Source organism: Sphaerisporangium album (assembly GCF_003323745.1).
Lineage (GTDB): Bacteria > Actinomycetota > Actinomycetes > Streptosporangiales > Streptosporangiaceae > Sphaerisporangium > Sphaerisporangium album.
Genome location: NZ_QOIL01000003.1, coordinates 353,556 through 371,718 on the forward strand (window position 1 = coordinate 353,556; position 18,163 = coordinate 371,718).

General features: G+C 71.1%; 15 protein-coding genes. 9 read left to right on the forward strand and 6 right to left on the reverse strand.

Features of this window, described 5'->3' with window-relative positions:
- Positions 1–178: 178 nt before the first annotated feature.
- Positions 179–553 carry an antibiotic biosynthesis monooxygenase family protein gene (locus tag DQ384_RS06820; protein ID WP_114027825.1) on the forward strand — a complete coding sequence of 125 codons (375 nt, stop codon included), beginning with the start codon at positions 179–181 and terminating at the stop codon, positions 551–553.
- Between the two features lie 24 nt (positions 554–577).
- Here the strand turns inward: DQ384_RS06820 and DQ384_RS06825 are convergent, their stop codons facing one another.
- On the reverse strand, positions 578–1,570 hold the full coding sequence (locus DQ384_RS06825; protein WP_114027826.1) for a helix-turn-helix transcriptional regulator: 993 nt from the start codon (positions 1,568–1,570) through the stop codon (positions 578–580).
- Positions 1,571–1,879: 309 nt separating this feature from the next.
- On the opposite strand from DQ384_RS06825, the gene DQ384_RS06830 reads away from it, so the two are divergent.
- Positions 1,880–3,604: a heparinase II/III domain-containing protein gene (locus DQ384_RS06830; protein WP_245966284.1), complete on the forward strand. Its 1,725-nt coding sequence runs from the start codon at positions 1,880–1,882 to the stop codon at positions 3,602–3,604.
- Between the two features lie 45 nt (positions 3,605–3,649).
- Here DQ384_RS06830 and cimA read toward each other — a convergent pair whose 3' ends face one another.
- Positions 3,650–5,257 carry a citramalate synthase gene (gene cimA / locus DQ384_RS06835; protein WP_114027828.1) on the reverse strand — a complete coding sequence of 536 codons (1,608 nt, stop codon included), beginning with the start codon at positions 5,255–5,257 and terminating at the stop codon, positions 3,650–3,652.
- Between the two features lie 325 nt (positions 5,258–5,582).
- Between cimA and DQ384_RS06840 the strand changes: the two genes are divergently transcribed.
- Together DQ384_RS06840 and DQ384_RS06845 are read left to right on the forward strand one after the other, a co-directional pair.
- Positions 5,583–6,233, forward strand: a complete 651-nt coding sequence (locus DQ384_RS06840) for an O-methyltransferase (RefSeq protein WP_114027829.1) — start codon at positions 5,583–5,585, stop codon at positions 6,231–6,233.
- 145 nt (positions 6,234–6,378) lie between these two features.
- Complete coding sequence (locus DQ384_RS06845; protein ID WP_181871069.1) at positions 6,379–7,071, forward strand: Uma2 family endonuclease; 693 nt, start codon at positions 6,379–6,381, stop codon at positions 7,069–7,071.
- A 71-nt stretch (positions 7,072–7,142) separates the two neighbouring features.
- Here DQ384_RS06845 and DQ384_RS06850 read toward each other — a convergent pair whose 3' ends face one another.
- The 3 genes from DQ384_RS06850 to DQ384_RS06860 form a co-directional block, all read right to left on the reverse strand.
- A complete protein-coding gene (locus DQ384_RS06850; protein ID WP_114027831.1) occupies positions 7,143–8,240 on the reverse strand; it encodes a branched-chain amino acid aminotransferase in 1,098 nt (365 codons plus the stop codon).
- A gap of 210 nt (positions 8,241–8,450) precedes the next feature.
- The gene (locus DQ384_RS06855) at positions 8,451–9,515 is read right to left on the reverse strand and encodes a 3-isopropylmalate dehydrogenase (RefSeq protein ID WP_114027832.1); all 1,065 of its coding nucleotides are present in this window, start codon (positions 9,513–9,515) and stop codon (positions 8,451–8,453) included.
- A 70-nt stretch (positions 9,516–9,585) separates the two neighbouring features.
- A complete protein-coding gene (locus tag DQ384_RS06860; RefSeq protein WP_425451420.1) occupies positions 9,586–10,533 on the reverse strand; it encodes an ROK family protein in 948 nt (315 codons plus the stop codon).
- Positions 10,534–10,928: 395 nt separating this feature from the next.
- Here DQ384_RS06860 and DQ384_RS06865 point away from each other — a divergent pair, with 395 nt between their 5' ends.
- From DQ384_RS06865 to DQ384_RS06880, 4 genes are read left to right on the forward strand one after another with little or no spacing between them, the layout of a single operon-like run.
- Positions 10,929–12,035 (forward strand): sugar ABC transporter substrate-binding protein, encoded by a 1,107-nt coding sequence (locus DQ384_RS06865; RefSeq protein ID WP_114027834.1) that lies wholly within the window; start codon positions 10,929–10,931, stop codon positions 12,033–12,035.
- On the forward strand, positions 12,036–12,755 hold the full coding sequence (locus DQ384_RS06870; protein WP_114027835.1) for an ATP-binding cassette domain-containing protein: 720 nt from the start codon (positions 12,036–12,038) through the stop codon (positions 12,753–12,755). It begins immediately after the preceding gene.
- Positions 12,752–13,948 (forward strand): sugar ABC transporter permease, encoded by a 1,197-nt coding sequence (locus DQ384_RS06875; RefSeq protein ID WP_114027836.1) that lies wholly within the window; start codon positions 12,752–12,754, stop codon positions 13,946–13,948. The genes DQ384_RS06870 and DQ384_RS06875 overlap by 4 nt, the downstream gene beginning before the upstream one ends.
- Positions 13,945–14,838 carry an ROK family protein gene (locus DQ384_RS06880; protein ID WP_114027837.1) on the forward strand — a complete coding sequence of 298 codons (894 nt, stop codon included), beginning with the start codon at positions 13,945–13,947 and terminating at the stop codon, positions 14,836–14,838. The genes DQ384_RS06875 and DQ384_RS06880 overlap by 4 nt, the downstream gene beginning before the upstream one ends.
- Before the next feature lie 488 nt (positions 14,839–15,326).
- Here the strand turns inward: DQ384_RS06880 and serA are convergent, their stop codons facing one another.
- Positions 15,327–16,916, reverse strand: a complete 1,590-nt coding sequence (gene serA, locus DQ384_RS06885; RefSeq protein ID WP_114027838.1) for a phosphoglycerate dehydrogenase — start codon at positions 16,914–16,916, stop codon at positions 15,327–15,329.
- A gap of 234 nt (positions 16,917–17,150) precedes the next feature.
- On the opposite strand from serA, the gene DQ384_RS06890 reads away from it, so the two are divergent.
- A complete protein-coding gene (locus DQ384_RS06890; RefSeq protein WP_114027839.1) occupies positions 17,151–18,065 on the forward strand; it encodes a hypothetical protein in 915 nt (304 codons plus the stop codon).
- Positions 18,066–18,163: the final 98 nt, after the last annotated feature.

The window sequence follows — 18,163 nt, forward strand, 5'->3', positions numbered from 1 at the left end:
GCGATCCCCCGAGCACATCAGCCGCTCCGGCCGAGGCCGTGGCCATCTGGAGACAGGACGGGTGAGCCCCGAACTTCGGCGGTGAGCGGGGGCGTGGGCGGGGCGGATCGTAGGGTTGCCTCAGCGGGGCGGTCGTGCGGCCGCCCGGGGGACGGGTCCGTCTGGCGAGGGAGTGGTCATGTCGGTTGTGAAGATCAACGTGCTGTCGGTTCCGGCCGAGATGCGGGAGGCACTGGAGAGCCGGTTCGGCGGCCGCGCGGGCATGGTGGAGTCGTCGGACGGGTTCGAGTGGTTCGAGCTGCTGCGGCCGGTCGAGGGCACCGACAGGTACCTGGTGTACACCCGCTGGCGCAGCGAGGAGGACTTCCAGCGCTGGCAGCAGAGCGAGGCCTTCCAGGCGGGCCACGCCCGCGCCGCCGCCGAGGCCGCCGCGCAGGGGCAGGGCCAGGGTCACGGACAGGGACACGGCCACGGGCAGGGCGGGCCGGCCGCGACGGGCTCGGAGCTGTGGACGTTCGAGGTGGTCCAGTCGGCCGGCCGCAAGAAGGACTGACCGCGCGGCCCGGGGGTGTGATCTTCAGGGACGGGCGGCGGCGCCTCGGTCCGTGGGCGCGGGCGTGCCGGTGGAGCGCAGGAAGCGGGTCGCCCACTCGCGGAGACCGTCGGTGAGCTCCGGGGGGTGGACCACCTCGAAGTCGGCCCCGGCGACGCCCAGCGCGAAGATGGGCCACTCCAGGTTCTCCGTGGTCATCCGCAGATGGCACCGCGTGGCGTCGATCTCGTCGATCGTCGCCCAGGCGCCGAGACGGCCGCGGAGCGTCTCGGCCGGCGCGTGCACGATCACCTCGACGCTCAGCGGCGCGACGATCGTGTCGATGCCGGCCCGGACGAACGCGGCGGCGTCCTCGGCGGGCAGCTCGCGCGGCCGGAAGCGGTCCCGCGTGCCGCGCGGCTCGCTCAGGCGGTCGAGCCGGAAGCTGCGCCAGTCGTGCCGGGCGAGGTCGTACGCCACGAGATACCAGCGGCGGCCGAGCGAGACGAGCCTGTGCGGTTCGACGTGCCGCTCGGTGACCTCGCCCGCCCGCGCGGTGTAGGAGAACCGCAGGCGTTCCTCGTCGCGGCAGGCCTGGGCCACGGTGGTGAGCGTGCCGGCGTCGACGGTCGGGCCCGCGCCCCAGACGGTCGGCTGGGTGGCGGCGCGCAGCGCCTCGATCCTGCGCCGCAGCCGGGGCGGCATGACCTGCACGACCTTGGCGAGCGCGCGTACCGACGCCTCCTCGATGCCGGCGACGGCTCCCTGCGCTGCCACGCGCAGGCCGATGGCGAGGGCGACGGCCTCCTCGTCGTCCACCACCAGCGGGGGCAGGGCGGCGCCCGCGGCGAGCTGGTAGCCGCCGTCGACGCCGCGGTGGGCCTCGACCGGGTAGCCGAGCTCGCGCAGCCGGTCGACGTCGCGGCGCAGGGTGCGGACGGAGACCTCCAGCCGGTCGGCGAGCTCGGCGCCCGGCCAGTAGCGGTGGGTCTGGAGGAGGGAGAGGAGCCGCAGCGTCCGGGAGCTCGTGTTCGCCATGGCTCCAGCGTGCCCGACATTGAGGTCAGAAAGTGACCGCTAGACCTCCTGGCGTGGACGCATCGTCCTCGCACCTCGGGAGAATCCATGACCGCGACCCTCGAAGCCCCGCCCACTCCCCCGGGCGGCGCCGCGCCCCTCGTGCGGCGCGTACACGCGCCCGGCGCGGTGAATCGGCCCGGAGAACCGGCCCGTTCGAGGTACCCGGTTGTTAACAATGTGACGGAAGTGATGCGGGCCACTTGACCATACCGGTGAGATTCGGACACCATGATCCGCCTCCACCCCTGGTCAAGGAAGGAAACTGGCGTGCGCCGCCGCACACGAGCTCTCGGTATTCTCACCACTCTTCTCCTGGCCGGTGGAGCCGTCTCCCTCGCCGCACCGGCCGGCGCCGGGACCTCGGACACCCGCACGACCGCGGCAGTCTCGACGGCCTCGGCCGCGAGGACCACCGCCGAGTGCCAGGGCGACTGGCTGCCCGCCACGCCGACCTCCGCCGAAGTCATGTCCGGTCAGGTGCGGTTCCTCGACCTCCCGCCCGTCAAGATCGGCAAGACGGTCGACTGGAACTGGAGCCCGTACAAGAACCGCTCCTGGGACATGGTCTTCTCCTCGCTGCGCTGGGTCGGCAGGCTCGTCGCCGACTACGAGACCTCCGGCGAGCAGGGCCTTCTGACCCGGGCCACCGAGCTGACCAAGAGCTGGGTGGAGAGCAACCCCCGGGGAGGCTCGCGCGCGAGCAGGTACGCCTGGGACGAGCACCCCATCGCCCTGCGCGCGCCCGTCCTGGTCTGCCTGAGCAGGCACGTCTCGGCGTCCTGGCTCACCGGCAGCCTCGCCGACCACGCCGTGATGCTGGCGAACCCGGCCCTGTACGAGAAGGGCCACAACCACGGCCTTGACCAGGACATCGCCCTGCTGCGCATCGGCTGCCGCACCGGGCACAAGGAGTGGGCCGACCTCGCGGTCCGCCGCATGACCGGGTCGGTGAAGCTCGACATCGACGCGCAGGGCGCGCTCCAGGAGCAGGCGCCGCGCTACGGCATCTACGTGCACGAACGGCTCAAGGTCGGCATGGACGCGATCAAGGACTGCGGCCGGAAGGTCCCCGCCGAGATCGAGAAGCGCTGGGATTCGCTGACCGGGTACATCACCCACGCCACCGAGCCCAGCGGGTACATGGCGCCCATCGGCGATGGCGGCGCGGACGTGAAGCCGTCGGGGTACGAGCACCCCGAGAAGACCGTGCGGGTGTTCGACGCCGGGTACGTCTTCGGCCGCACGGCCTGGGACAAGCCCGAGTCGGCGTACTACACGATCCGCTTCGGCCCGGGGCTGAAGTTCCACGGCCACGAGGACCACCTGGGCGTGACCTACTACGCGCAGGGCCGCGACGTGCTGGTGGAGGCGGGCTTCCACTCCTACGAGCGGACGGCGTACCGGTACTGGACGATGTCCCCGGAGGCGCACAACGTGCCGGTGGTGGTGGGCAGGCCGTTCCGCGGCCGCACGGCGACCTCGCTGGTGCGCGCGTCGGTCGGGGGCGACCGGCAGTCGTACAAGCTGGCCGACAAGGCGTACGGCGTGACCCGCACCCGGACTGTGCTGGTCAACCACGGCGACGACCTGATGGCCGTGCTGGACACGGTGCCCGCGGGCGCGAGGGCGCGGAGCTACTGGCACCTGGACCCCGCGCTGACCCCGGTGTCCACGAGCGGCGGGCGCGTCGTGGTGAAGGACAGGTCCGGCTGGAAGGCCACGGTCGTGCAGCTCGCGATGCCGTCCTGCGAGCCCGTCTCCGGCCAGACGGTGGTGCGCGGACGGACGAACCCCTACCAGGGCTGGATCTCCCCGACCTACATGAGCAAGGTGCCCGCCTCGGTCATCGTGTCCCCCGCCGCCGGGTCCCTGCTCACGATCGTCGTGCCCGGCGCCGGCGACCCCGAGGTCACCTGCTCGGGCGCCCGCGTCAAGGTCACGACCTCCGCCGGCACCGTCTCCTTCCGCGCCGCGTCGGGGAACCTTTCCTAGTATTCGCCACGGTGAGGGGCCCAGCAGGCCCCTCACCGAAGGTCGTCAGGCGCCGTGGCTCGCGGGGGTGGTCGCCGGGTCGGCGCCGTAGCCGGCACGCAGGAGGCCGTAGGTGACGGCCTGTTCCAGGGCCTGCCAGGACGCCTCGATGACGTTCTCGCCGACGCCGACCGTCGCCCACTCGCCCGCCGCGTCGCTGGAGGCGATGAGCACGCGGGTGATCGCGTCCGTGCCGTGGGTGCCCTCAAGGATGCGGACCTTGAAGTCGATCAGCTCGACCTCGGCCAGCTCGGGGTACAACTTCTCCAGCGCGACCCGGACCGCGCGGTCCAGGGCGTTGACGGGACCGTTGCCCTCGCCGGTGGCGACGATGCGCTCGCCCTTGGCGTGCAGCTTGACGGTCGCCTCGCTGACGACGTCGCCGCCGGGGCGCCGCTCGACGATCACGCGCCAGGACTCGACGCCGAAGTGCCGCCTGCGCTCGCCGGCGACCGTGTCGCGCAGCAGCAGCTCGAATGACGCGTCGGCCGCCTCGAAGGTGTGCCCCCGCGACTCCAGGTCCTTGACGCGCTCGACCAGCTCGCGGGACTGCTCGGAGGTGAGGTCGTACCCGAGGGCCTTGCCCTTGAGCTCGACCGACGCCCGCCCGGCCATGTCGGAGACGAGCATGCGCATGTCGTTGCCGACCTTGGCCGGGTCGATGTGCTGGTACAGGTTCGGGTCGACCTTGATCGCGCTGGCGTGCAGGCCCGCCTTGTGGGCGAACGCCGAGACGCCGACGTAGGGCTGGTGGGAGTTCGGCGTGATGTTGGTGACCTCGCTGATCGCGTGCGCGATACGGGTCATCTCGGCGAGCGAGCCCGCGGGTACCAGGTCCAACCCCTTCTTGAGCTGCAGGTTCGCCACGACGGTGAACAGGTTGGCGTTGCCGGAGCGTTCGCCGTACCCGTTGGCGCACCCCTGGACGTGCGTGGCGCCGGCCTTGACGGCGGCCAGCGTGTTGGCGACGGCGCAACCGGTGTCGTCGTGGCAGTGGATGCCGATGCGCGCCCCCGTGCCCACCGCCTCGTGCACGACGTCGGCCAGCTCGTCCGGCAGCATGCCGCCGTTGGTGTCGCACAGGACCATCACCGACGCCCCGGCCTCGGCGGCCGTGCGCAGCACCTCCAGCGCGTACGCGGGGTCGGACTTGTACCCGTCGAAGAAGTGCTCGGCGTCCAGGAAGACCCGTTGGCCCTCCGCATGAAGGTGGGAGACCGTGTCGCGGATCATCGCGAGGTTCTCCTTGAGCGTCGTGCGGAGGGCCAGTTCCACGTGCCGGTCGTGGCTCTTGGCGACAAGGGTCACGACCGGCGCGCCGGATTCGCGCAGTGCAGCGACCAGTGGGTCATCGGCCGCCTTCACCCCGGCCCGGCGGGTCGCGCCGAACGCGGCGAGCTGCGCGTGCTTCAGGTCGAGCTCTGTTCGAGCCCGCCGGAAGAATTCGGTGTCCTTCGGGTTGGCGCCCGGCCATCCCCCCTCGATGAAGCCGACGCCCAGTTCGTCCAGATGGCGCGCGACGGCGAGCTTGTCGGCCACAGTCAGGGACAGCCCCTCCTGTTGCGCGCCGTCGCGCAGCGTCGAGTCGTAGACGTGGAAGCGGTCGTCAGCCATGGTTTCTCGTCTCCTTCGCGGATGCGATCGTTTCGCCGCGCGCGGATCCTCGGGGCGGGAGGTCGTTGCCCAAACAAAAAGACCCCTCACGGACGTGAGAGGTCTGCGCGCCGGCGGTGTCCCTGTGTCAGCCGGCGCGCCTGCTGATAATGAGCAGACCGTAGAGCATGGTGTTCCGCAGTCTGCCACAACTCGCCACCATGTGGCACATCGATCTCACCATCCGGGACCCTGGCCTGGTGAGACACCCCGCTCATCTGCGAATACGCCGCCCTTTCCGGTGTCCCGGGCGTGTCGGGAGGCCGGAGGGCGACAATGGGGCGCCATGAAGGCCTTCTCGTTCCTCAACGCCGACGTCGCGCAGTACATCGCCGGCCACACCACCCCGCCCGACCAGGTCCTGCGGGAGCTCGCGGAGGAGACGCGGGCGGCCACGGGCGACGACGCGCGCATGCAGGTCTCCCCCGAGCAGGGGACGTTCCTGACGCTGATAGCGCAGATCACCGGCGCCCGCAACGCCGTCGAGATCGGCACCTTCACCGGGTACTCGTCGATCTGCCTGGCCCGGGGCCTGGCGGAGGGCGGCAGGCTGACCTGCTTCGACGTGAGCGACGAGTGGACGTCCATCGCCCGCAAGTACTGGGAGAAGGCGGGCGTCGCCGACCGCGTCGAGCTACGGATCGGCCCGGCGGCGGAGACCCTGAAGGAGTTCCCGATCCGGCCCGAGATCGACCTGGCGTTCATCGACGCCGACAAGGCCGGGTACCCGGTGTACTACGAGGCCGTCGTGTCCCGCCTCGCCCCGGGCGGCGTCGTCCTGATCGACAACACCCTGCGCCGCGGCACCGTGGCCGACTACACCGACGGCGACGCCGCCCCCATGCGCGAGTTCAACGACCTCGTCCACAACGACCCCCGCACCACCAGCACCCTCCTCCCCATCGCCGACGGCCTGACCTTCGTCCGGAAGATCTGACGATTTCCGGGCGGCCCGTAACCCTTTGCCGCTACTTTGCGTGATGATTAGACCACGTTACGGCAACCCGCCTGGAGGGGATGCTGGCCTCATGGTCAAGGTCTTGGACAAGCCCGCCACCGCACCGAAGAGGGGAGAGCGGCGGATGCCACCCGTCGATCAGCGGCTCGATGCCGAGCCCGATATCGAGCCCGACATCGAGCCGGCCGCACGAACCGGCACCGGGCCGGACGAGCCTGCCATCGAGCATGACGAGCCGGCCACAGACTCTGAGGCCCCGGACCACGGCCTCGAATTGGAAGGGCTTTATCGCGAGCTCGGCGCTCGTCTGGAAGGCCGGCACAAGGTCGAGGTCATCGACGGCCGGGTCGTGGTGAGAGAGATGCCCACCGCCGATCACGCCAGGTTGGTGTACCACCTGCTGGTCCAGCTCATTCCCGTGGTGGTGGAGCGCGGCTGGCAGTTGTGGCCCGACATCGCGCTCTTCCTGGGCCCTCAGATGGACCGCTACCGTCCGGACGTGACCGTCGTGCCCGCCAATCCCCCGATGTGGCAGCCCGACGAAGTGTACGGCCACGCCACCCATCTGGTCGTGGAGGTCGTCTCCAAGAGCAGCGCGCACGACGACCACGTGGTCAAACCGGCTCAGTGCGCGCTCGCGGGCGTGCCGCTGTACCTCGTCATCGACGGGTTCGACGAGAAGGTCAGACTTCTCGGCCGTCCGGTCGAGGGCCGATACGACGTGGAGGTCGCCGTCGCGTTCGGCGAGTCCCTGCTCCTTCCCGAGCCCTGGAACGTCGCCATCGACACCGGCAGGCTGATCAGCCGACCGGCCTGAGCCGGGAGTGGCGCGGTAAGCGGGAACCCGGCCGAGGGCAGTCGGCCGGGTCTGCCTGGCTGGCCCGGGGGTCAGCAGATCTTGTGGACCCAGCCGTGGGGGTCGGGGCGGGTGCCGTACTGGATGCCCATCAGTTCCTCGCGCAGGCGCATGGTGAGGGCGCCCGGGGTGCCGTCGCCGATCGTCCAGCCGCCCTCGACGCTCTTCACCGAGCCCACGGGGGTGATCACGGCGGCCGTGCCGCAGGCGAAGACCTCGGTCAGCTCCCCGGACGCGCATGCCTCGCGCCACTCGTCGATGGAGATCTTCCGCTCCTCGGCGGCGAGCCCCAGGTCGGCGGCCATGGTGAGCAGCGAGTCGCGGGTGATGCCCGGCAGCAGCGTGCCGGTCAGGTCGGGGGTGACGAGGCGGTCGCCGAAGACGAAGAACAGGTTCATCCCGCCCATCTCCTCGACGTAGCGGTGCTCGAACGCGTCCAGCCAGACGACCTGGTCGCAGCCCTGGGCGACGGCCTGCCGCTGGGCGACGAACGCGGCGGCGTAGTTGCCTCCGCACTTGGCGAAGCCGGTCCCGCCGGGGGCCGCGCGGGTGTAGTCCTGCGAGAGCCACACCGAGACGGGCTTGACGCCGCCGGAGAAGTACGCGGCGGCGGGCGAGGCGATCACCATGTACTTGTAGGACTTCGAGGGGTAGTTCACCCCGAGCCCCGCCTGGGTGGCGATCATGAAGGGGCGCAGGTAGAGGCTGTGTCCCTCGGTGGTGGGCACCCAGTCGCGGTCGGTCTGCACGAGCAGCTCCAGCGACTCGACGAACGCCTCCTCGGGCAGCTCGGGCATGGCCATGCGCCGGGCCGAGGTGTTGAAGCGCGCCGCGTTGGCGAACGGGCGGAAGGCGACGATCGACCCGTTCGCCTGCCGGTACGCCTTCAGGCCCTCGAAGAGCTCCTGTGCGTAGTGGAAGACCGCGGTGGCCGGTTCGAGGGTGAGCGGACCGTACGGCTCAAGGCGGGCGTCGTGCCAGCCGCGTCCCTCGGTGTACTCGATGGTGATCATGTGGTCGGTGAACGTCTGCCCGAACCCGGGCTCGGCCAGTACCCGCTCCCGCTCGGCCGGGGTACGAGCGGCGTGGGAGAGCTGCGCGTCGAAGCTGAGCTTGGGAGCGGAGGTCATGTCGAAGATCCTTCTCTTTCCGTGGTCTCGCCTGCATCCATTGTGCGACTGACCGGGTAACGGGAAACTACTGCATCATTTGGACACACGGGAGTGTGTCGATCGGGTCTTCGACGCGAACGGTGGTACCCGGGGCCGGTGGAGCGCGAAAAACGCGCACGGCGGCCCGTCCGGGGGCCACCATGCGCGTCGGTCGGCGTCGGGAGGCCCCTAGCCGGCTACTCGTGCGGTGATGTCGTCGCCGATCTCGCGGGTCGAGCGGCTCGCCCAGACCGTCTGGCGCCCGATGAGGTCTTCGGCGACGGCCTGCTCGACGCGGGCGGCCTGGCCGGCCAGCCCGAGGTGGTCGAGCAGCATGGCGACGGACAGGATGGTGGCGGTCGGGTCTGCCTTGCCCTGGCCCGCGATGTCGGGCGCGCTGCCGTGCACGGGCTCGAACATGCTGGGCGCCCAGGACTCCGAGCCGGGGCGGGCCGGGTTGACGTTGCCGCTGGCGGCCAGGCCGATGCCACCCGCGATGGCGGCGCCGAGGTCGGTCAGGATGTCGCCGAACAGGTTGTCGGTGACGACGACGTCGAACCGCTGGGGCTGGGTGACGAAGAACATCGAGGCGGCGTCGACGTGGCAGTAGTCGGTGGTGACCTCGGGGTACTCGGCCGAGACGCGCTCGACGACGCGGGACCACAGGTCGCCGGCGTAGGTGAGGACGTTGGTCTTGTGGACCAGCGTGAGCTTCTTGCGGGGCCTGGCCGCCGCCTTCTCGAAGGCGAACCGCACGACGCGCTCGACGCCGAAGGCGGTGTTCAGGCTCTCCTGGGTGGCGATCTCGTGCGGGGTGCCGCGCCGCATGACGCCGCCGGCGCCGGCGTACGGGCCTTCGGTGCCCTCGCGGACGACGATCATGTCGATGTCCTCCGGCCGGGCCGCCGCGATGGGGGCCTCGACGCCGGGGAAGAGCTTGACCGGGCGCAGGTTGACGTAGTGGTCGAGCTCGAAGCGCAGCCTGAGCAGCAGGTCGCGCTCCAGCACGCCGGGAGGCACGCTCGGATCCCCGACCGCGCCGAGCAGGATCGCGTCGAAGCCGCGCAGCTCGGCGAGGGTCTCGTCGGGCAGCGTCTCGCCGGTGGCGTGGTAGCGCGCGGCGCCGAGGTCGTACGTCGTGGTCTCCAGCTTGAGGCCGACCGCGTCCAGGACCTTCAGCCCCTCGGCGACCACTTCACGGCCGATGCCGTCGCCCGGGATGACCGCCAGACGGATGTTGTGGGAATCCCGCATGGACGTACCTTACCGGCCCGTCTCGGCGGTCGAACACACTATCTCAGCGTCCGGACAGCACGCGCCCGTGTCAGCCCGGCGGGGCCTGGGCCACGGCGCGTTCGAAGACCAGGTCGCGCGCCTTGGTGAGGCCGACGGCCATGGCGCCGAGCAGCACGGCCTCGGTGCCGAGCGTGGAGGCCCTGATCATGGGGACGCGCAGGGCCACGAGGTCGCGCAGGCCGTCGGCGACCGGGCCGATCAGCAGGTCGCCCGCCTGGGCGCCGATGCCGCCGCCGAGCACCACCATCTCGGGGTCCAGCACGGCGATGACGCCGGCCAGCGCGTGCGCGATGTGGTCGGCCTCGGCCGCGACCACCTGGCGCGCGACGTCGTCCCCGGCGCGGGCGGCGTCGAAGACGTCCTTGGCGCTGGTGACGCCGCGCATTCCGAGCCGGGTGGCGAGCGCGACCACGCCGTCGGCGGAGGCGACCGACTCCAGCATGCCCCGGCCGCGGTTGACCAGCGGGTCGCCCTCGCCGACGGGCATGTAGGAGATCTCTCCGGCCGCCCCTTGGTAGCCGCGGTACAGCTTGCCGTCGATGACGATGCCCATGCCGATGCCCGTGCCGATCCACACCAGGGCGAAGTGGGCCATGCCCTGGCCGAGGCCGTAGGCGCCCTCCCCCACGGCGGCGAGGTCGACGTCGTTCTCGACGAGGTAGGGCGCCTCGCCGGCGACGCCCGCCAGCAGTTCGATGGCGCCGGGCCGCCCCCAGCCGGGGAGGTTGGGCGCGAGCTGGAGGGAGCACGTCTCCTTGTCGTGGATGCCCGGGGTGCCGAACACGGTGAGCGTGATGTCGGCGAGGTCGACCCCGGCCTCGTCCACGAGCTCGCGGGCCAGCCCGGCGAGCCAGGCGACGAGCTCGCCGGGCGTCTCGCCGCCCTTGCGGTGCTCGTCCCTGCGCGCGGCGATGTCGCCCACGAGATCGGCGAGGGCGAGCCGGACGAACTCGCGGCCGACGTCGACGGCGAGCACCCAGCCCGCCTGGGGACGGATCTCGTACAGCAGGGCGGCACGGCCGGCGTTGCCGGTGCGCAGGCCGATGGGACGGACCAGACGCGCGCGTTCGAGGTCGGCGAGGGCCATGGATATGGTCGGTTTGGACAGCCCCGTGGCCTGGGCCAGCTCGGGCCGCGAGACCTTTCCCAGCTTGAAGATCTCCGCGAACACAGCCCGTTCGTTCATGACACGGAGCACCGCTGTCGTGCTGGCCGTCCCGCCGATACTCACCACGTCCCCCAGACTGGCACATCATTTGCTCAGGCAAGGTCACGAACGAACTTTGTTAGAGACCTTGCCAAATTTGTACGCGGAGTTCAGCATGCTGCCAAGTACCTGAAGTACCTCCCCATAGCCCCTGAGAGGCAAGCATGCGAGCGAAATGGTTCGCCATCCCGTTTGCGATAGCGGTTCTGGCCACCGGCTGCGGCGGCTCCGGCGGCGACGGCGGCGCTGACACCGCCACCACCGGCGCGTCGGGCGGCACCGGCGGCGACGCGCCGACGATCGCGCTGTTCCTTCCCGAGTCCAAGACCACCCGGTACGAGGCGTTCGACCGGCCGCTGTTCGAGGCCAAGGTCAAGGAGCTCTGCGCCGCCTGCAAGGTGCTCTACAACAACGCCGACCAGGACGCCGCCAAGCAACAGCAGCAGGTCGAGGCCGCGCTCACGCAGGGCGCCGACGTGCTGGTGCTCGACGCGGTGGACGCCGCCGCGGTGGCGCCGCTGGTCAACCAGGCCAAGCAGAAGAAGATCCCCGTCATCGCCTACGACCGGCTGATCTCCGGCATCGGCTACGACTACTTCGTCTCGTTCAACAACGTGCGCGTCGGCGAGATGCAGGGCCAGGCCCTGCTGGACGCGCTGAACGCCAAGGGGACCGCCGGCAAGGGCCAGATCGTCATGATCCACGGCTCGCCCACCGACCCGAGCTCCGCCGACTACAAGAAGGGCGCGCACAACGTCCTGGACGGCAAGGTCACGATCGGCCGCGAGTTCGACACCCCCGACTGGAGCCCCGACAAGGCCCAGCAGGAGATGGAGCAGGCCATCACCGCGCTCGGCCGTGACAAGATCGTCGGCGTGCTCTCCGCCAACGACGGCATGGCGGGCGGCGCCATCGCGGCGATGAAGCGCGCCGGGTACGACCCGCTCCTGCCCATCACGGGCCAGGACGCCGAGCTGGCCGCCGTCCAGCGCATTCTCACCGGCGAGCAGTACATGACCATCTACCTGGACATCAGGAGCGAGGCCGAGAAGTCGGCCGAGCTGGCCGTCGCCGTCGGCAAGGGCGAGAAGCCGGCCGCGCCGACCAAGGTCAACAACGGCACGGCGGACATCCCGGCGTTCCTGCTCGACCCGATCGCGGTCACCGCGGACAAGGTGAAGGACACCATCGTGAAGGACGGCTTCTACAAGGCGGCCGACATCTGTCAGGGCGAGACGGCGGCGGCGTGCGCCAAGGCGGGCATCAGCTAGATGATCCGCGCGAAAGACATCTCCAAGCGGTACGGCGCGGTCCAGGCCCTCGAAGGGGTGAGCCTGGACCTGCCGCCGGGTGAGGTGGTGGCCCTGGTCGGCGACAACGGCGCGGGCAAGTCCACTCTCGTCAAGACCATCTCCGGCGTCGTCCCACCGGACGACGGCCAGATCACCATGGACGACAGGCCCGTGCGCATCGGCAACCCGCACGACGCGCAGGCCCTCGGCATCTCCACCGTCTACCAGGACCTCGCGCTGTGCGAGAACCTCGACGTGGTGGCCAACCTGTTCCTCGGGTCGGAGACGCGCCGCTGGTCGGTGCTCGGCCACATCCGCATGGAACGGGCGACCCGCGATCTGCTGACCCAGCTCGACGTGCGCATCCGCGACATCCGCGTGCCGGTCGCCAGCCTGTCCGGCGGGCAGCGGCAGTCGGTGGCCATCGCCCGCGCGCTGATCGGCGACCCCAGGCTCGTCATCCTGGACGAGCCGACCGCCGCGCTCGGCGTCGAGCAGACGGCGCAGGTCCTGGACCTGATCAGGCGGCTGCGCGACCGGGGGCTCGCCGTGCTCCTCATCTCCCACAACCTCGCCGACGTGCGGGCGGTCAGCGACCGCGTGGTCGTGCTGCGCCTCGGGCGCAACGCCGGCGAGTTCCGCACGGCCGAGGCGTCCCAGGAGGCGATCGTGGCCGCGATCACCGGAGCCGCCGCATGAGCGCGACCACCGTGCCGGACCAGACGCCCAAGCCGTTCAGCCCGAGGCAGGCCGTCGAGCGGATCCGCCGCGGCGACCTCGGCGCCTGGCCGGTCGTCGCCGGGCTGATCGCCATCGCGATCGTCTTCGGCTCGCTGAACGAGAACTTCCTGTCGCCGGAGAACCTGACCAACCTGGTGCTGCAGATGGCGGCGACGGGAACGATCTCGCTCGGCATCATCATGGTGCTGCTGCTCGGCGAGATCGACCTGGCGGCCGGGTCGGTCAGCGGCCTGTGCGCGGTCGTGATGACCATCCTCAACGTGCGGCACGGCTGGAACCCGGTGCTGTCCATCGCGGTCGCGGTGGCGGCGGGCGCGGCGATCGGCCTGGTGCACGGGCTGATGTTCACGCGCATCCGCATGCCGTCCTTCGTGGTCACGCTGGCGGGCCTGATCGGCTGGCAGGGCCTGCTGCTCTACCTGCTCGGCCAGGGCGGCACGATCAACCTGCCGTTCGACGGCTTCGTCGCCAAGCTGAGCGACACCTGGCTGCCGCCGTGGTTCGCCTGGACCCTGGCCGTGGCGCTGACCGCCCTGTACGCGGGCTCGCTGCTGCTCGGCCGACGCATGCGGCTGGCCGCGGACCTGCCGGTCACCCCGGTGTACCGGACGGCCGTGCGGGCGGGCGGCCTCGCCGTCGTCCTCGCGGGCGCGGTGGCCGTCCTCCAGGCCGACCGGGGCGTGCCGCTGCTGCTGGTGATCTTCGCCACGCTGGTGGTCGTCCTTGACCTGGTGCTGCGCCACACCGCCTTCGGGCGCTGGATGTACGCCGTGGGCGGCAACGCCGAGGCCGCCCGGCGCGCGGGCATCAACGTCACGCGGATCCGCGTCCTGGCCTTCGTGCTGTCGGCGGCGCTCGCGGCGTTCGGCGGCATCCTGGCGGCCAGCCGCCTCTCGGCGGTCAACCAGAGCTCCGGCGGCAGCGACATCCTGCTCATGGCGATCGCGGCCGCGGTCATCGGCGGGACGTCGCTGTTCGGCGGGCGCGGGCGGACGTACGCGGCGCTGCTCGGCATCCTGGTCATCCAGTCGATCACCAACGGCATGCTGCTGCTGAACGTCGACTCCTCGGTGCGGTACATGGTGACCGCCGCCGTGCTGGCCCTGGCCGTGGCGATCGACTCGCTCGCCCGCCGGGGAAGCGCCCAGTGAGCCCGGGGTTCGTCCTCGGCATCGACTTCGGCGGCACCAAGGTCGCCCTCGCCACCGCCCCGGCCGACAGCGTCGACAGGCCGCTGCGCAAGGTGCGGCTGCCCACCTTGGGCGGAGAGGGCGCCGAGCAGGTGCTGCGCAGGACGCTGGAGGCGGCCCGCGAGCTGGCCGGCGGCTCAGGAACGCTCCAGGCCGTCGGGGTGTCGACGTTCGGCGTGGTCAGGGGCGACACGGTACGGCTGGCGCCGACGGTGCCCGGCTGGGAGGGGCTCGAACTGCCCCGGCTCCTGCGCGAGGAGTTCGGCGACACGCCCGTCGCGATCGACAACGACGTCAACGCCGCCGCGGCCGCCGAGCTGCGCTGGGGCGCGCTGCGGGACGTCGGGACCGGGCTCTACCTCAACCTCGGCACGGGGCTCGCGGCGGCGCTCGTCGTCAACGGGCAGGTCGTGCCGGGCGCGCACGGCGCGGCCGGGGAGATCGGCTACCTGCTCAGCACGCCGGGCGAGCCCGCCTTCGCGGAAGGGCACGCACCGCTGGAGGAGGTCGTGTCCGGGCACGCGCTGGCGCTGCGCGGCTCGGCGCTGCTCGGCCGGACCGTCAGCGCCGCCGCGCTCTTCGATGCCGACGGCGACCCGTCCGTGCGCGCCCTGGTGGACGGCGCCGTGGAATCCCTCGCGATGGCGGTCGCCAACGTCTGCGTCGTGCTCGACCCCGAGCGCGTGGTGATCGGCGGGGGGCTGATGGGCGCGTCGCGGCACATCCTGCCCCGCCTGGCCGAAGAAGTGCGGCGCGCCGTCCCGTTCCCGCCGGAGATCACCTCCGCGCGGTTCGTGGACGACGCCCCTCTGTACGGCGCGCTTGCGCTCACGCTGACCGCGCGGGCCTGATGGCGCCCGGGGGGTACTAGCGGGTGGGGGCGCCGCCGTTGTCCCGCCGGTCCAGGGCCGTCTGGACGGCGTGCGGCGCCTCATCCTCGTACTGGTGCTGCTCTTCGGGGGCGTCCCAGTGATACATCTCGTACATTTTCATCTCAATCCCTGAGAAGCGCGCGCTGCGGCGCACGCGATGGCCGGGAACATCGGATTCCGGTCACGAATCCGGACCGGGGCTCCATCTCGATCCGGGTCACGGATCAGGAGGGGACTCACAGCCGACCACGCCACAACACCGCGGCGGGTCGCCGGCCTGCCCTGTCAGACCCCGCCGCGGCAGGTAATGAGTACGAGAACCTGGCGCGTCATCGCACTCCACGTTACCTGGTGGTAGCCGGGCTGTCTCGTAGGACGACCTAGTATCTCACCATTCGAGATGAGAAAAGGCCCGCGTCCCCCCGAGGGACGCGGGCCTTTCCGGTCTGGGCCGCGGACGAGACCCGTCAGTCGCCGAGGTCGACCGTGCGGCCGCTTTCGGCGCCGATCTCCTGCGCGATCTGCTCCACGACCTCGGCGGGGATCGCCGAGTCGACGGTGAGGGCGATGAGCGCGTTGCCGCCCTTGGCGTCCCGGGAGACCTGCATCGAGGCGATGTTCACCTGACGCTCGCCGAGGATCTTGCCGACGATGCCCACGATGCCCGGCCGGTCGGAGTAGGTGAAGAACGCCAGGTGCTCGGTCGGCTCGATCTCCATCGGGTAGCCGTTGACCTCGACGATCTTGGTGATCTGGCGCGGCCCGGACAGCGTGCCCGACACCGAGACCGTGCGGCCGTCCGCCAGCACGCCGCGCACGGTGACCACGTTGCGCCAGTCGGGGCTCTCGTCGCTGGTGACCAGCTCGACGGTGACGCCGCGGTCCTTGGCGAGCAGCGGCGCGTTCACGTAGGTGACGGTGTCCTCGACGACGTCGGTGAACACGCCCTTGAGGGCGGCGAGCTCCAGCACCCGCACGTCGTGGGCGGCGATCTCGCCGCGGACCTCGACGTCCAGGCGGGTGGCGACCTCACCGGCGAGCGCGGTGAAGACCCGGCCGAGCTTCTCGGCCAGCGGCAGGCCCGGCTTGACGTCCTCGGCGACCGCGCCGCCCTGGACGTTCACGGCGTCCGGCACGAACTCGCCCGCGAGCGCGAGCTTCACGCTGCGCGCGACCTGGGTGCCGGCCTTCTCCTGCGCCTCGTGCGTGGAGGCCCCGAGGTGCGGGGTCACCACGACGCTGTCGAGCTCGAACAGCGGGCTGTCGGTGATCGGCTCCTTGGAGAACACGTCGACGCCGGCGCCGGCGACCCGTCCCTCCTTGACCGCCGAGTACAGCGCGGTCTCGTCCACGATGCCGCCGCGCGCCACGTTGATCACGCGGGCCGACGGCTTGACCATGTGCAGCTCGCGGTCGCCGATGAGCCCGATGGTCTCCTTGGACTTCGGCAGGTGGACGGTGATGAAGTCCGCCTGCTGGAGCAGCTCGTCCAGGGACACCAGCCGCACACCCATCTGGGCGGCGCGGGCGGGCTGGAGGTAGGGGTCGTAGGCGATCAGCTCGACGCCGAACGGCGCGAGGCGCTGGGCCACGAGCTGGCCGATGCGTCCGAGGCCGACGATGCCGATGACCTTCTCGTCCAGCTCGACGCCGGTGTACTTCGAGCGCTTCCACTCACCCGCCTTCAGCGCGGCGTGGCCCTGGGCGACGTTGCGGGCGCTGGCCAGGATCAGGGCGACGGTGTGCTCGGCTGCGCTGACGATGTTGGAGGTCGGCGCGTTCACGACCATGACACCGGCCTTGGTGGCGGCCTCGACGTCGACGTTGTCCAGGCCGACCCCGGCGCGGGCGATGACCCGCAGACGCGGCGCGTGGGACAGCGCCTCGGCGTCCACCTGGGTGGCGCTGCGGACGATGAGCGCGTCCACTTCGGCGAGGGCGGGCAGGAACTGCGAGCGGTCGGCGCCGTCGGTGTGACGGACCTCGAAGTCCGCCCCGAGCACGGCGAGACCTGCTTCGGAGAGCTCCTCTGCGACCAGGACGACGGGCTTGTTCACGGGTGGGTCCTTTGGGAAGTGCGGATGCACGGACAAGGTTCGAGTCTATCCGTGCTTGTGAAAGCACTCACTAGCGTCCGGGATGCGAGACGGGGACTCCCTAGACCGGCTGAGGGCGGGGCCGGGTACCCACCTCGCGTTGATTCCATCCGCAAGCCGCCATCTTGGTATTGATCGCAACATTTCTTCACGATTAGGCTCATAAGCTGTGCCCCACTACCTATCGTTTGACGTATGAGCATCGGGAACCCCTCTCTCGGAGAAGTGCTCGCGCAGCACGGCAGCCCACACCGGCTCCTGGCGGCGCTCGCCGAATGGGGCATCCTGGTGGCCGTACGGCCTGACCGCTCCGTCGTGCTCGGCACGACGCAGGCGGGCGAGCGCGTCCTCCTCGGGTACACAGGCCCGGGCACCTACGCGCGGCACCGCGGCAACCACTCGCTGTCGGCCTGCGACGCCGACACGATCCTGGACATCCAGCGCGTCACCGGCGTGCGCGAGATCGTCATCGACGCCGCCGGGCCCGCCGCCGCGGCCGTCCCGATCGAGGACCTCCAACGCTACCTCGCCTCCACGCGCAGCGGCCGGGGCGCCCCCGCGGCGACCGCGATGTCCAGCGCGACGCCGACGGCGTACGCCACCGGAGCCATGGCCACCGTGTCGCAGCGGATGACCACGCAGGGCTCCTACGAGAGCTCCTTCGGCCGCAACGAGACGCTGACCGCCCCGGTGCCGCCCCGCGCGCCCGAGGCCCCGGCCACGCCGTGGATCCCCGCGCCCCGGCCGCACCTGTCCGGCCCCATGCAGCAGGTGGACCCCGGGTACAAGCGGTGCGTCCATCCGATCCTGCCCGCGCTGCGGGTGGCCATCGCCGAGCTGCTCCGAGATTTCCCGCTGGTGCACCACGTGTGGATCAGCGAGGCCCGCACCGTCTCCGGCTCCTCGGGCATCATGCTGCACGTCAAGGTGCACACCCGGGCCGCGGAGGACATCGTGCGGGACCTGCACCGCATGGTCCGCGCCCGCCTGCCGCAGCTCGCGGCGAGCGAGGCCCCGGTGCTGATGGCCCGCGTCGCCGACGCCTACACCGAACGCCGGATGATCGAACTGGGCGCCCACGTCGTCTGCGCCGACGTCCGCGACCACTGAGTTGACGGCCTCACTCCGCTCGGCGTGTTCGGGGCCGGGACTTCGGCATGGCGGTTCGGGGGGCTTACCTCCGATGGTTTCGATGTCGTGATCTGATT